A 14,005-nucleotide genomic window follows, 5' to 3' on the forward strand; every position below is an offset into this window, starting at 1 on the left:
TCAGGCGACGTCTTTTTCAAGTTGCGCTTTCCCGTGTACCGGAACAACAGAGCGATAGTGAAGAATGTCCCGATGGACCGCGGACAAGGGAAATATCGTTATATTGCTTGTGAATGAATCACGTTCCATTCGATCAAGCATGGTCTGAGCCGCCTGTTGCGAATCGAACAATCCCAACAATACCACGTACTCCCCATGGCCTTCTCTGGTCTGTCTCATGTAGCAGGCTAACGGCATATCTGCTGCGTCTGCCATATAAGACTGACCGCTATCAGGACGCCTCATTGCTGTCATCACACAGAGCGTGAACCGTCGTGCTGATTGTCTGAGTAGCCAGGATTCGCCACGCAGGCGGTTTGCAGAGATCGTCGAAGCATTCGGCAATGCATGCTCAGCTACCCGGTCTGGCTGTTTGATGTTTTGTGAGTGTCGCTGGGCAAGCTCTGAGTCAGTTGCCGTGCCAGGCAGGTTTGCAGATAAAAACTGATGCACAGAACTCTGATGCCTGTTAGCGACGGGTGTTTGTCTACTCGTCGTCCCGGTCGCTCGTGCATGATGATGATCACTGGCAACATAGTTCAGGCAGGTTTCATCATCCAGATCGATATCCATACGATTGAGCATGATACCCAGCACGGCGTCATGGCTTATCTGCAATCTTTCAATTCCCCGATAGAGTCGGTCAAGATTGCCTGACAGATTCGCCGGGTTAGCCACAATCAATGACACATCAGCCAGTCTTGCAACAATTGAACTATCTGGCGTATCCAGTACAGGCGGCAGATCAAGCACTATTCGCGAGAAGCGAGTGGACAGCACATCTACAAGTTGTTGCAACGCGTTACTGGACAACAATTGTTCAATAGCCAGATCGCGAGATTGTTCAACAACCAGTAATTTATTATCCGTGCCGGTCTGTAGTTGCAAGCCCAGTCGATAGAGTCCGGTGCGCTTTTCCAGCTGCAGTACCTGTTCCAATGAGGCTTTTGCCAGATCAGCGTTGAGCAAATCATTTGAAGACAGAAAACGAGCATTCTTCGGACCGTTCGGTACACGTAGATCCAGATTGATCAACACAGTGGATTGTCTGGATTTTGCATAACACCTGGCAACAGCAAGGGCGAGTGTGCTGACTCCCGCGCCATGATTGAGTCCGGTCAGCATCAAGACCCGTCCCTCTCTGGCCAATGCGGTGTCGACGCTATGGCAAAGTGTGCGCACTGAGTGAGCCAGGCGCTGGTCTGCGAGTACCGCTTTTGTGCCAGCCAGTCGGCGCAGCATAGATGCTGATGGAATCCGGCCGAACCAGCTGGTGTTCTCAGGCAGCCTTGGCAAGCTGCTGATCGTGAAGCGACGAAACAGTCCGGAGACAATCAATAAGCCCAGGCAGCCCAGGGTTGCCAGTGCCGGTAACAGAAGCAACAAACTGCGCTGGTTGGGAAATTCAGCGGTATTACTGACCTGGCCGGAGGAGATGACTCTGGCAAACGGCTTTAGATTATCGATACTTGATGACTGGCTAAGCTCTCGCAGGCGGCTGGAGTAGAACTCCAGCCGGCCGACATCCGATTCGCGTTCGCGCTCCAATGCCAGCAGTTGCGCCCGACGTGACCAGGTGCCCGACTCGGCCTGTTCCAGTACCTGTAGTTCTGCGCTCAGAGCAGTGACGCGCAAATGGGCATTTTCAGTTGTGCCTTCCAGTACTTGCAAGGACTTGTCAATTTCGGTTTTTATATCACGGCGAGTACGACTCAACTGATTGCGTGTTTGCTGAACCTGCGGGTGCTTGTCGCCATAGGTCAGTGCCAACTGCCCCAGTTTCGTCTGCAGATCCAGTTCGTTGTTGCGCAATCTGGGCAACGCCTGAGAGATATCAGTGGAGGGCAGCGTGGCGAAGGCGGCAGGGTTTTCCGCCAGGGAGCGAGCCTGTTGCAGAAATGCTTCGGCAGCCGTACTTTGTGCTTGCGCCACTACTCGCTGTGCGTTGAGCTCGACGATGTTTTTCTCGGTGCGTGATTCGTCATCGGTGCCACTTTGCCCGACCTGTTGACGGTACTCGGCAATGCGGATTTCAGAGTCCGCTATTCGTGCTTCCAGTGTCTTGATTTCGCCAGACAGACGACGTGAGGCGATTGATTCCTGTTCTATCTTTCTTTCCAGTTCATGTTCAAGGTAGCGTGCCACAATTGCATTAACGACACGTGCTGCACGCCTCGCATCAGTGGATTCGAACTTGACGACAATCGCCCGGGAAATCCCCTTGCGCTGCAAGTCGAGTTGCTGCAGAAACTGATGGACGGCGGCAGGCAGGGCGGCATCTGAGGTGTCGCCCTTCGGGTTGAATTCTTCGGTGTCCAGTAGTCCTTCCGACTCCACCACACGGGCGGCCAGTTCGCTTGAATAGAGAATTTCGATCTCACTGGCGATGGCTTCACTGTCGATGACCAGACTGGTCAATGGCGTGTCGAATGTCGCAATGTCATTACTGGCTCTATCCAGGATAAGTACCGCTTCGGATTTATATTTCTGCTCTACAAAGGGTGTCAGGAAAAAAGTCACAGCCAGTGTCAGCAGGAACACCAGACTGAGTAGTCGCCAGCGAGTCCACAAGGGCGATAGAACGTCCAGCAAGGGGAGCTGTGAAGCAGCCTTGGACTGGTGCCGGGTTGACTCAATGGTAGAGGAAGTGCGTGTCTGCACGTTTAATAGACGCCCTTACGTTTTACGAAAAGTGGAAATGTGCGCAGCAGAGCGACTATGTCCTGCCAGAGTGACCAGTTTCGCACATAGCGAACATCGAGATCGACCCGTTCAGCATAGCTCAGATCATTTCGACCACTGGTCTGCCATAGACCGGTCATACCCGGCCTGGTCGCCTTGTAGTAGGCAAACTTGTCACCGTAACGATCGACCTCTTCATGCACGATAGGTCGAGGTCCCACCAGGCTCATATCGCCCTTCAAGACATTGAATAGTTGTGGTAATTCATCCAGGTTGGATTTGCGCAGAAAGCGTCCCAGTGGGGTGATGCGGGGATCGTTGCGTAATTTGAAGTCGCGATTCCATTCTCTGCGGGCGTCTTCATTACTAGCCAGTAATTCTGCCAGCACTTCATTGGCATTGACCACCATGCTGCGAAATTTCAGGCAGTCAAACGACCGACCGTGGCGACCGATGCGTGAGTGGGCAAATACCGCACTTCCGCCCTCGCGCCTCAGCTTCATGTAAAGGAACAGTAGTAATGGGCTCAAGACAACGATCAATGCGCTGGATATCAGTAAATCAAAAGTACGCTTTATGATGCGCGATGTTTTCTTTCTGAGATTGTTGTCCAGGCGCAGCATGATGCTGTCATGGCGAGTCACACCCATCAATTCGGTTCCGCTCAACGGTATGCCCATCAAAGGCGGGGCGATGATCACGTTCTCTGAATTCATCGTGAGTTTATCAAGCAATACCGTGTAGTACTGGAAGTCCTCCAGCGTATCCATGGCATACAGGATATGAGGGGCGTTATGATCACGAATGACGCTTGAAATCAGTTGTTCTGCCTGAAAGGAACTGAGGTAGCCTGTCTTGAAATTTTCCCCTGTTCCGGTCCGGCTGGCAGCCGTTTGCAGTTGGATAAAAGCGGCCATTCGATAGCCCATGGCTATGTCACAGCACAAGGCTTCGGCACTCTCGACTGCCCGATTACTGGTACCAATGATGACCAGAGGACGAAACCAGATTCCGGCCGCAGCCATCATACGCTTGACCAGCAATCGGGTCAGCGGATTGATCAGCAACAGGCAGGCAATAGAAAAGATGATCCATAATCGTGAGAAGTGCATGCGCAACATGAACAACACACTTGTGCCGATGGCTGCAGAATAGAGCGTCATCTTGGTCAGTTGGCTGACCTCTGTCCAGAAGGATTTGAAGCGAGAGTAGTGACCCCATCGGTATGACAGGAAAAGTTGCGCCATCACGAAGTAGCACAGCACGAATAATACTGTCTGTGGCACAGATTCCTTGGCGAACAGAGGTAGGTGGAATGAGGAACGGAGCAGTTTGGACAACACCCAGCCAATTGAAAAGGAGACGAGGATGGCGCACAGGTCGCCCAGCATCAGCAAGGCCCAGCGGTACTTCTCCAGGCGAGGGCTGCTCTCTTGCTCGTCTTCAATCCAACTGACCTGACCGATGGCGGGGTCCATCTGAGAAGACTTGCGAACAGCGTCGGTGCGTGACAAGGGAGGCTCATTTGATTGCCGAATATCAGGATGCACGCGTCCCTGTTTCTTCATGGTGTCTGTCATGGTGATACTCTACAATCCGTGTGTAAGGTGCTTGGTCATTGGCTAGTTTTCCAGAACATCGTTCGTGGAATCAGCACCCAGATATCTGGGTGATGCCGCGCGACGGGCAAACGTTTTCAAGGCTTGGGGCGAGCTGTCAATCCGCCAATCAGCATCCTTGTCGATATCGAACCAGACAAGCGCACGGATTTCCGGGTACTCAGCCTCTATGATGTCGAAAGTGCGTTCCAGGCAGACCGACTTGTCGGCCATTGTAAGATCCATCCAGGCTTGCACTTTGGGTGTGCCGGGAGCCTTCGCTTGCACCAGCTCTTTGCTGATCGTATAGTGTTCTGAACAGCCCATCTCGGCAATCATTCCCGGCTTGTCAAGCTTTCTCAGCATGTCGACCCAGCCCGTGAGCTTGTCCTTGTGATCAGGTGCCTGCGGTGCATCCGGAAAGTTGTACAGCGAGCTACCGACCCAATCGACCCATTCATCTCCCGGATAATATTGCAGTGCCCGTTTTGAACCGCTGTTCGGGCTCCAGACCATCACCGTCAATGGTGCGATCTTGCGTGCCAGTTGTGCAATATGCACAAATGCAGCTGCGTAGTCAGAGGGTGATTGTCGTGAATCATGAGCCTTCGTCCAGGGGTAGGAAGAGCCTTCCATCTCATGTGCAAATCGCAGGAACCAGGGTTGTCCGAACTTTGCTGCATCTTGCAGAAACGCTGTGATATAGGCGTCATGTTGACCCTTGGCGATATCGCGCAGCAGTGGATAGTCCTCTTGGCTGTAGTTGAACCAGGGCTCCCAACTGAGCATGGGCACGGCACCGAGTCTGGCGCTGGTCCGGATAAAGTCAATTGGAAAGTTGCTGCTGCCATCCGCCGTCCAGTCACGGAAAATAAGATGGATGGCCGGATCCTTGCCGGCGGCCTGCCCGTACTCCTTGAAGCGCCTTTGCGTGTCGGCCTCTTCCATGGTGGTGAAGGCACCCAGAAGCACCTTGCCCGGTGGCGGTAGTAACAAGTCATGTGTTGCCTTGTTTTCTGCCTGGACTGTGTTTGATCCTGCCATCCAGTACAAGGCACAGGCAAGCCAGACATACTTGCAACGGCTGGTTTTAGACATATTCATGATGCATTGGTGCTTTGCGGACGGTCCAGTACGAGGTAGAAAGCGGCGATGATAAACACGGTCCATTCGACGGAGAGTACTGATAACCAGGTGCTTTCCAGCAGGTTGTGCAGCATGACGAACAGAATGATGTTCACGCACAGAGCCACCTTTTTCCAATCGCTGACATCGCTCACCACGCGCTTGATACCCAAACCAACCACATAGAGCAACATGACGCCGAAAAAGCACAAACCGACCACGCCAGTCTGAACCAGGATATCCAGATAGCCGTTGTGGGCTTGTCCGAATTCGCGAACGCTGGGAAGATCCTCACGTATGGCAGGAGTGTCTGCACCCATGCCCCAGAAGCTGCCGAAGCCATGGCCCAGCCAGAAGGCCTCGTTGTGTTTTGCCAGTACGAAATCCCAGATCCAGATTCTTCCGGTCAGTGTCACATCGCCATAGAACAGTTTGAGCAAGCCGATAAGTGCGCGCGGCATGTCCACCGTGGCTATCACGAGCACAACGGCGGCCAGTACTATGATGAGCGCTTTCAAGCCCCCCAGTGAATGCAGGAGGCGCAAGGTCAGTAGCAGAAACATCAAGGCGCTGCATCCGGCAAACAGTGCCAGAGAAGTTTTTGACGCGGTCAGTACCAGAAAAACCAGAGAGACGATGGTTGCCAAGGCTGTAAAGACTGATTGACGACGCTGGCACAGGGTGGTGAGCCATGCAAACGTGATGGCTGATACGGCCATGATGCCGCCGGCCACATTCTTGTGAATGTGGATACCTTTCCAGCGACCGTCATGATCAATCGATTGGCTGTACAGAAACACCATGGACAACACATCGATCAATAGAACCACGCCGAGCACCGCGACCAGCGTTGGCAGGAGAAGGCGAGTGCGGTATAGGTAGTCGATCAATACACACAGGCTCACTGATACCAGTGTCACCATGCCGGCACGTCGAATCACAAACTCAGGAAACTGTGACCAACGTGAGGACAGTAGCAGGAATCCGCAGAACACCAGCGTGTACAACAACATGAGGATTGATACTCTACTGCGATGTCGTTCCACCAGAAATACCAGAGCAGCCAGAATGCACAGGCCAAACACGGCCAGCTGGCGAAAGACATCGGTCTCGCCGGATGAGTCGGCGATAAGCAGATTCTGATAGGGACGGCTGCCAATGAAAACAAAGCACAGATAGGCGCCGAACATCAGGGCAACGGCTCGTTCTTGTATAAGCAATGCCACGTGAACCGTTGTCCGGCTCCGCGCTTCCGGATACATCTGCATGCTCATCCGCGAAGAAAATTGTTCCGCAGGGAAGAGCGGTAAATGTGCCGGGCAAAGCCATTTGGCAGCAATCGGAATACCAGCCGGATCAGGGGATAAATCTGCTTGGTACTAAGACCATGTACCGCCTGTATTCCCTGTACGTAGGCACGGTATTCGATAAAGTGACGACGAAAGTGGCGACGTTCAAAAAACTTGTCTGTGACGCGCCAGTACATCAGACGTTCCTGCAGATTGGCAAGTTCGAGCCCGCGCTCAAGCACATCAAACAAAAATCCAAGGTCCTCATTGAGATAAAGTTCACGATAGCGCATCCCATGTGTGGTCAGCAAAGTGCGGCGCATACAATAACTGGGATGTAGCATGGGGTTGCCACGCGCGATGCCCTCTCGTATCGCAGCCGGTGAAGCTGGGTAATCACGCTGCGAGACAACACCACCGCTTTCATCAATTTCCCACGAATTACAACCGATCAGCGAAATCCGGGGGTTCGCCTCCAGCATGGCGACCTGGCGTTCAACTCTGGACGAATGTGCCAGATCATCCATGTCCATTCGCAGGACGATGGACTCATCTTCCAGGCAGTCGATGAGTTGGTTCAGGCCGTAGCTGAGACCCCGGTTTTCCTCACCTCGCACGATGCGGTAAAAATGCATCGCGTTCTGCTCGAGAAAACGCTCGTGTAATTCTGGTACTGGGCCATCGACGTAGAGATAAAGCCGAAGCTTCTCCTGGGGGTAACTCTGTCCGAGCATCGAGTCCAGGCTCTGACGAAAATAGTGAAGATCGTCGCGGCCGTACATGGTTGAGATAACGGCGGCGATTGGCTGATTCATGGTGACAGTAGACTGCTTCATGCGTGGGTGGAGACATCTTTGGGTGGATGTCGTAGATCAATGGCGCGGAACATAACCGTTAACCACTTCACATTTCATTGCCATCATGAAACATGTTATTCGTGATCGATTGCATTACTCTTCGATATCCAAGTAACTGTTAGTTGCCACGCCGTTTCAACGCCGTTTCGGTTGAAATGTGTCATGTTGGTAACACTGAGGAACGCACTCTGAACACCCAGAAGTTTCCGTCGATTCAAGCCATTTCAGAAAATCCAGCCGATACCGGATTGAGTCGCGAACGCTCGACTCACACGCAAGATGCCGTTGGCAAGAGAGCGCGTGTTGCTATCCTCATTCCAACTTTTCGTCGGCCCGATTCTCTCGAGTCCTTGCTGCGGATGATTGATGAGGCGGTGCGACACAATCAGCCATCACTGGAAGACAACTGGCAGCTGAAGATATTTATTGCCGACAATGATGCGACAGGGCGAGAAGGCAGCCAGCGAGCTGCCGAGTTGGACGAGGCCCTTGTCGTTGATCTTGAAATCATCGATGAACCCAGGCCTGGAGTGTCCTATGTTCGCAATCGGCTGGTAGCGGCGGCACTAGCGTGGCAAGCTCGTTACTTGTTGATGATCGATGATGATGAATGGCCGTCCGGCGACTGGATTTCCAATATGCTCAACACTGCCGAGCACTATTCAGCCGATATTGTTTCCGGGCCGGTGCGGCCGGATTTCGAAGTGAAGCCACCCGCCTGGATCATCGATAATTTCCTGTTTGACGATGTGCCACTATCGACGGGTGAGTTTCCCGACGTTCAACGCACAGGCAATACACTGCTGCGTAGTGAGCAATTGATCGATCAGCATCGATTTCCTGACAAAGAGTGGTTTTGTGTAGAGCTGGGCCGTATCGGCGGTGAGGATTCGCACCTCATTGAAGCTTTGGTCAAGGATGGTGCACGACATGTGTGGTGTGAAGAGGCCGCTGTCCACGAGCGGATTCCGGCTCAGCGCCTGAGCCTTGAGTACCTTGGTGCCAGAGCCTTTCGCTGTGGTAATGCGGGCATGCGCTATCGCTCGATGCTGATGCCCGGGCTGCACTGGAGCTGTATTCGAGTGGGCAAGAGCTTGTTCCTGTTCATGCGATGGCTGATGTTGAGCTATCGACTGCTCAGCCCCGGATTGAGGTCTTTGCACCAGCTGGACTGGCAGGTGATCCGGGGGCGTTTCAATGCTCATCTGGGGCGCTTTCAACAGTTCTACTGAGCGAATGTTCGAGTGCCGTTTTTCCCTCGGCACCGCAGGCAACGTAAAGGTAGATGTAGTTCTCAAATTACACGTCCGCTCATGCATTGACTGGGGCTCTTCTGTTAGGGTCCGACGATTCTCCTCTGACAGATTCGTATGTGACTGGCTGTTTGCCTCAAGGCCTTGATCGCTATTGTAAATTCCTTCCACCAGCGGCTGCTTGCTGATGGATATGCGCAGGTTTCTGATGCTTTGCGGTCGCAGTTTCTATCGACTGGGCCTGGCCGGATGGATTATTCAGATGCAGCCCGGGCGTGTTCGTGGCGTGCTCTATCATGCAATTGATAGCGACGACACAGCCTATAATCGTGGGTTGAAGCTATCAGTTTCCCCGGAAACGCTGGATAGCCAGTTAGCTTATTTCAGCCGTTACTATCAGTTCGCCGGATCGTCTGATACCGAAGCTGCGAAACATTCAGCCACGCTGGCGATCAGTTTCGATGATGGTTTTAGCTCGGTCTACCACAATGGCTGGCCAGTCCTGAAAAAGCACAAGGCACCTGCGTCAATATTTCTGGTGACGCGTGCCGTGCAGCAACAACTTCTATGGTTCAACGCGCTGAACTGGGCGCTACACCAACAGCCAGTGATTGCGCGCAAGATACTCGGCAGATATATTCAGAAGCCGTTGCCCAAATTACCACGGGACTGTGTTATCGAAGTGCAAGAGCACAGTTCTCCTGAGACCATCAGCAAGCTTCTGGAGGAACTCCATGAAGCGCTGCCCTTCGATAAGTCACAGACGCATTATCTGAGTCCTGTGCAGATCGAGGAGATGCGAGCTGGTGGCATCTCCTTCGGCTTTCACACTGTCGATCACTACAATCTGATTAATTGTGATGCCGAAGAGCTTGCCAGACAGTTGGATTCCAGTGCCTTGCGCTCTTTCGTGTCTGATCACTCGTTTGCCTATCCTTGCGGCTATTACGACGCCGATGTGCTCCGTGGTGCGCTGAGCCGTGGCTTCGATCCGTTGATGGGGGTCGGTCTGGACAACGGGCGGCATCATCATTGCCACCTTGACCGTGTGGAGATATACCACAGCAATGCGGCTGACATTTTTGCGCAGCTTGAAGTGGTAGAACCGCTACTTGCTCTGTTTCGTCGGTGGATGAGGCGCCAGACAGGTCAGCGCCCCAGTTTCCGATAATTAATTGTTTCACGATCCCCAAGTGCATCGTCACATTCAACCTTGAGCCAATACCTACACCAGGAGCGAGGGGTATATATTGATCAGGCGGTGTGGGTGGTAGGGGTTCAATTATTGGTTACTGTCACTGAGACATCATCGATCAGAATCTCGGTATTCTCGTTTGCATCGCTGCGCTGATTGCCGAAACCGCCGAGGGTGTACTGATGCGTACCTGCCGCAAGCGCACCCAGATCGATTGTGAACGTTTGCCAGTTCGTGCTTGGCCAGTCGCCACCATCTCCATCACCGGATACCCGTGCAATGTAGTCGTTTGGAGATGTGCCGTACAACTGACCATCCACGTCCAGCAACATTTCGCTGTAGGCGCCAATTTCGTAATCTGGTGTCTGTGAAAGCGCATAGCGGAAAGACATTGTCACATTGCTGCTGCTGGTCAGTTCAAAAGTGCTGCGCCAGCCGCCGGACATGTTGGTGGTGGCTACATCGTCGGCTCCGCCCAGTCGAATGGCAATACCACCGCCGGTGAAGCCGCGGCCAGGTGCGTAATAGCCGTTGGCGTGGGAATGATTGCTGGTGCTGTGAAAGGCGTCATCGAGATAGGAGAAACCGTCGGTGTCGGCGTCAAAGCTCATGGTGGTCAGCTTTGGAGTTGCCGGGTCGCCGTCGATGAATCGTTGCAGAATATTCTTCGTTACACTCTCGATGCGTGCATCCACGAACTCTTCGTGCTGCAGGGCCCAAGGCCAGGACATGGTGCCGGTTGCGAACACCCAGGCGCCACTGGGTGCCTGGTAGATCGATGCATTGGAGAGTGTGCTGGTGCCATCTCTGCCAGTGAAGGGGGAGGCTGCCAGGATAGTCTGGTTCTGACTGTCTGGCTTGACGACATCGGGGTACAGAGTGTCGACCTCGTAGCCGGTAATGCCACGTACGGTGTCTCCATCGCTGAACCCGGTACCGGCATAGACCCAGTGATCGCTATTGGTCACGACGTAGTCGGTGTTGAATGCCCACTCGTTGTCAGTGGTGTACTGAACGCCCACCAGCGATTGTTCTGGACGTCCCACATCACGCCAGCGAGTGCTTTCAAGTGCCGGGTTGGTCTCTGGGTCCAGTGACGGGCTTTTGTAGCAGATGATTACCCGGTCTGCGGCGCCGCTTGCATTCGCGGCAAAACGAATCTGCCAGTACACAGCGTTACTGCCGAGAAAGGCAATATCCTTACCACTGTCCCGCACCTGCTCTGCAGCGTCATACATGGCTTTCGACCAGTACTCGTCGTGGCCAGCCGAGATCAGTGCCTTGGCACGCTGTAGTCCAGCGGCGCCATTACGATGCAGATCGATATCGGTTGCATACGCGACGTCGTATCCATTTTTCTCAAGCCAGCCGACAAGGTAGTACTCCCAGCTAAAGAACTGCCCATCGCCCCAGCCTTCGTAGGGGCGATCGAATGAGACCTTGAGTGCGCGTGTGGTACCGCCACCAGTCAGTTCTGATGAGCTGTTGTATTCGTAGAGGCTTTTGCCGATATCGGCCAGTGTCGTCGCCGTTGGCATGACGCCTACGGAGTCCTCCTCCTGCTGTGCAAGGGTAAGCGGTTCGGCATTTCCAATCTCGGTTGCAGGGCTGATTTCCGGGTCGGGCTCATCGCCTATGGTCAGCCTTTGCGGCGTCTGATTCTGGATTCGAGGAAACGGGTTGTACGCCTGGTAGGTCGTGACGGGTTGCTGATACAGCAGGTCGGCTGTCCGTGCGTCATCACGTACTACGAAGCTGATGTAGTTTTCATAGCCTTGGCTGTTTGTAAGCTTGGCCAGATAGATTCCGCTGGTCCAGCTGGCAGGTACGGCCAGCGTGTAGGATATTTCCCACGGATAGCTCACCATGCCCGTTGCCGACTCATAGACAGGCATTACCTGAGTCGAGCCGTTCAATGAACTCGCACTCTTCATCAGACGGCCACCAGCGCCGTTATACCAACCCATGCGATAGACATCGATGTTGTATGTCTGAGTCGTGTTCACGCTGATGAAGAAATCAATGCTCTGGCCCTTGTTGACACTGGTGGCAGAGGCATATCCCTTGATTTGCTGATCGGTGTCGTTGGCCGAATTTGTGATTATCCATGCGTCGGTGCCAGAATTGGCATTTTCTGTAACGACAGGATTTTGACTCTGTGCCAGTGCGGCGACATTGGCGCCGAATAGCAACAGTGTTGCCAGCAACACTCCACACGTTTGACGAAGCGGGCAACGATTCGATTTACGATGCGCAATGTTCAAGGTATTCTACTCCATACAATATCGCACGCATTCTCATCTTTAGTGGCACGAATATCAAGAGCGTAAGCAGTATTAAACACGCATTCTGGATTAAGTTACTATACCGAAATGAAATAGTGCACTTAGGCACCAGCAACTGCGTTCAGAGCTTCGTCGGCAGTGCCGTAGATGTTTATATATTAATTATACAAGTCTGGAGCTGTTTACCATTTCAAGCAAGACCATCCATGTCTGGAATAATCAGAAGCAGATATTGGTCAGCTCATGCGAGAAAGAGCGTACTCCGAACGACGCTCTGACCTGCTAGACGAATGTGACGCCCACCTGAAAAAGACGTTCGACATCCTTGATTCGTCGCTTGTCGGTGAGGAAGATGACGATATGATCACCCGATTCAATGCAGACGTCTTTATGTGGAAATACGAGTTGTTCGCCCCTTGCGATCAAGCCGATGCTGACGCCCTCAGGCATTGAGAGTTTGCCGATACTGCGTCCAACAGCGCGCGAAGTCTGACGATCACCGTGTACCTTTATTTCGATGGCCTCGGCAGCGCCGCGTCGCAGGGAGTGCACGGCCAGAACATCACCGCGGCGAATATGAGCCAGCAATGCACCGATGGTGATTTGTGCAGGAGATACTGCAATGTCGATGGCACTTCCCTGGGCAATGTCGACATAGCTTGATCGGTTGATCAGACACAGGGTCTTGCGTGCGCCAAGTCGTTTGGCCAGCATCGAGGAGAGGATATTCGCTTCGTCATCGTTGGTGACGGCACAATAGACATCGGTATTTTCGATGTTCTCCTGTTTGAGCAAGTCGGCATCTGCTGCGTCGCCAAGTAGCACAATACTATTTTGCAGAGTTTTGGCCATGTGCAAAGCGTGGGCTTCGTCGATTTCTATCAGCTTGACCTGGTAGTTATTCTCCAGAGACAGCGCCAGCTTCTCGCCAATGTTGCCACCGCCTGCGATGATGATGCGTTTATAACGTTTACCCGATTCTCGGAAACCGACCAGTATTGCGGCTATGTCTTCACAGGCAGCAATGAAAAAGACCTCGTCGCCGACTTGAATCCGTGTTTGCCCATCCAGCTGGATGGATGTGTTGTCTCGGAACACAGCCACTACGCGAAACTCATGATCGGGCATATAGCTTGGCAAGTCGCGCAGTCGGACTCCCAATAGAGAGCCAGCTGATTTTGCTTCCACCGCTGCCATACGAGCCCTGCCATCAATAAAGTCCAGGACCTGAAGTACGCCGGGTTCTTCGATCAGGTGTTGTATATGCCGGGTCACCAGCTTTTCAGGGCTGATGATGTAGTCCACAGGGACGGCGGTGGGCGAAAACAGAGCCGGATACTGGAGGTAGTCGGTTGAGCGAATACGGGCCAGACATTTCTGCGTACTGAACAGGGAGTGTGCAACCTGGCAGGCAACCATGTTTGTCTCATCCCGACTGGTGACGGCCAACAGAAGATCGGCGTCCTCTATGCCGGCATCAATCAGGGTTGTCGGACTGGAGGCATTGCCCACCACTGTGCGGATATCGAGTCGGTCCTGAAGCTTCTTGAGCAGAACCGGGTTTTGATCAACTACGGTCAGATCATTGGCCTCGTTGGCCATTTCAACCGCGATACCGGCGCCCACCTGTCCAGCGCCCAGGACGATGATTTTCATGTGTGGATGATGCTCGGTAATACCAG

9 protein-coding genes are annotated in these 14,005 nt (G+C 53.2%); 2 read left to right on the top strand and 7 right to left on the bottom strand.

What is annotated here, in order from left to right:
• From IMCC3135_RS04345 to IMCC3135_RS04365, 5 genes are read right to left on the bottom strand one after another with little or no spacing between them, the layout of a single operon-like run.
• Positions 1-2,700, bottom strand: a complete 2,700-nt coding sequence (locus tag IMCC3135_RS04345; protein WP_088916480.1) for an exopolysaccharide transport family protein — start codon at positions 2,698-2,700, stop codon at positions 1-3.
• Positions 2,701-2,702: 2 nt separating this feature from the next.
• Positions 2,703-4,301: an undecaprenyl-phosphate galactose phosphotransferase WbaP gene (gene wbaP, locus IMCC3135_RS04350; protein ID WP_088916481.1), complete on the bottom strand. Its 1,599-nt coding sequence runs from the start codon at positions 4,299-4,301 to the stop codon at positions 2,703-2,705.
• Between the two features lie 42 nt (positions 4,302-4,343).
• Positions 4,344-5,423 (bottom strand): glycoside hydrolase family 26 protein, encoded by a 1,080-nt coding sequence (locus tag IMCC3135_RS04355; RefSeq protein WP_157735752.1) that lies wholly within the window; start codon positions 5,421-5,423, stop codon positions 4,344-4,346.
• Positions 5,420-6,670, bottom strand: a complete 1,251-nt coding sequence (locus tag IMCC3135_RS04360) for an O-antigen ligase family protein (protein ID WP_157735753.1) — start codon at positions 6,668-6,670, stop codon at positions 5,420-5,422. Before IMCC3135_RS04360 ends, IMCC3135_RS04355 begins: the two co-directional genes overlap by 4 nt.
• A gap of 44 nt (positions 6,671-6,714) precedes the next feature.
• Positions 6,715-7,569, bottom strand: a complete 855-nt coding sequence (locus IMCC3135_RS04365) for a glycosyltransferase (protein WP_088916484.1) — start codon at positions 7,567-7,569, stop codon at positions 6,715-6,717.
• 143 nt (positions 7,570-7,712) lie between these two features.
• Here IMCC3135_RS04365 and IMCC3135_RS04370 point away from each other — a divergent pair, with 143 nt between their 5' ends.
• A complete protein-coding gene (locus IMCC3135_RS04370) occupies positions 7,713-8,822 on the top strand; it encodes a glycosyltransferase (RefSeq protein ID WP_157735754.1) in 1,110 nt (369 codons plus the stop codon).
• A gap of 208 nt (positions 8,823-9,030) precedes the next feature.
• On the top strand, positions 9,031-10,014 hold the full coding sequence (locus tag IMCC3135_RS04375) for a polysaccharide deacetylase family protein (protein WP_088916486.1): 984 nt from the start codon (positions 9,031-9,033) through the stop codon (positions 10,012-10,014).
• A gap of 107 nt (positions 10,015-10,121) precedes the next feature.
• Here the strand turns inward: IMCC3135_RS04375 and IMCC3135_RS04380 are convergent, their stop codons facing one another.
• Together IMCC3135_RS04380 and trkA are read right to left on the bottom strand one after the other, a co-directional pair.
• Complete coding sequence (locus IMCC3135_RS04380) at positions 10,122-12,302, bottom strand: N,N-dimethylformamidase beta subunit family domain-containing protein (RefSeq protein WP_157735755.1); 2,181 nt, start codon at positions 12,300-12,302, stop codon at positions 10,122-10,124.
• Positions 12,303-12,605: 303 nt separating this feature from the next.
• On the bottom strand, positions 12,606-13,979 hold the full coding sequence (gene trkA, locus IMCC3135_RS04385) for a Trk system potassium transporter TrkA (protein ID WP_088916488.1): 1,374 nt from the start codon (positions 13,977-13,979) through the stop codon (positions 12,606-12,608).
• Positions 13,980-14,005 lie beyond the last annotated feature (26 nt).

This window comes from Granulosicoccus antarcticus IMCC3135, assembly GCF_002215215.1.
GTDB classification, from domain to species: Bacteria; Pseudomonadota; Gammaproteobacteria; order Granulosicoccales; family Granulosicoccaceae; genus Granulosicoccus; species Granulosicoccus antarcticus.

What these genes read in the sequence shown, in the direction of transcription:
- trkA (WP_088916488.1), bottom strand. Translation starts at nt 13,979, where the DNA reads ATGAAAATCATCGTCCTGGGCGCTGGACAGGTGGGCGCCGGTATCGCG.
- IMCC3135_RS04375 (WP_088916486.1), top strand. Translation starts at nt 9,031, where the DNA reads ATGGATATGCGCAGGTTTCTGATGCTTTGCGGTCGCAGTTTCTATCGA.
- IMCC3135_RS04355 (WP_157735752.1), bottom strand. Translation starts at nt 5,423, where the DNA reads ATGAATATGTCTAAAACCAGCCGTTGCAAGTATGTCTGGCTTGCCTGT.
- wbaP (WP_088916481.1), bottom strand. Translation starts at nt 4,301, where the DNA reads ATGACAGACACCATGAAGAAACAGGGACGCGTGCATCCTGATATTCGG.
- IMCC3135_RS04365 (WP_088916484.1), bottom strand. Translation starts at nt 7,569, where the DNA reads ATGAAGCAGTCTACTGTCACCATGAATCAGCCAATCGCCGCCGTTATC.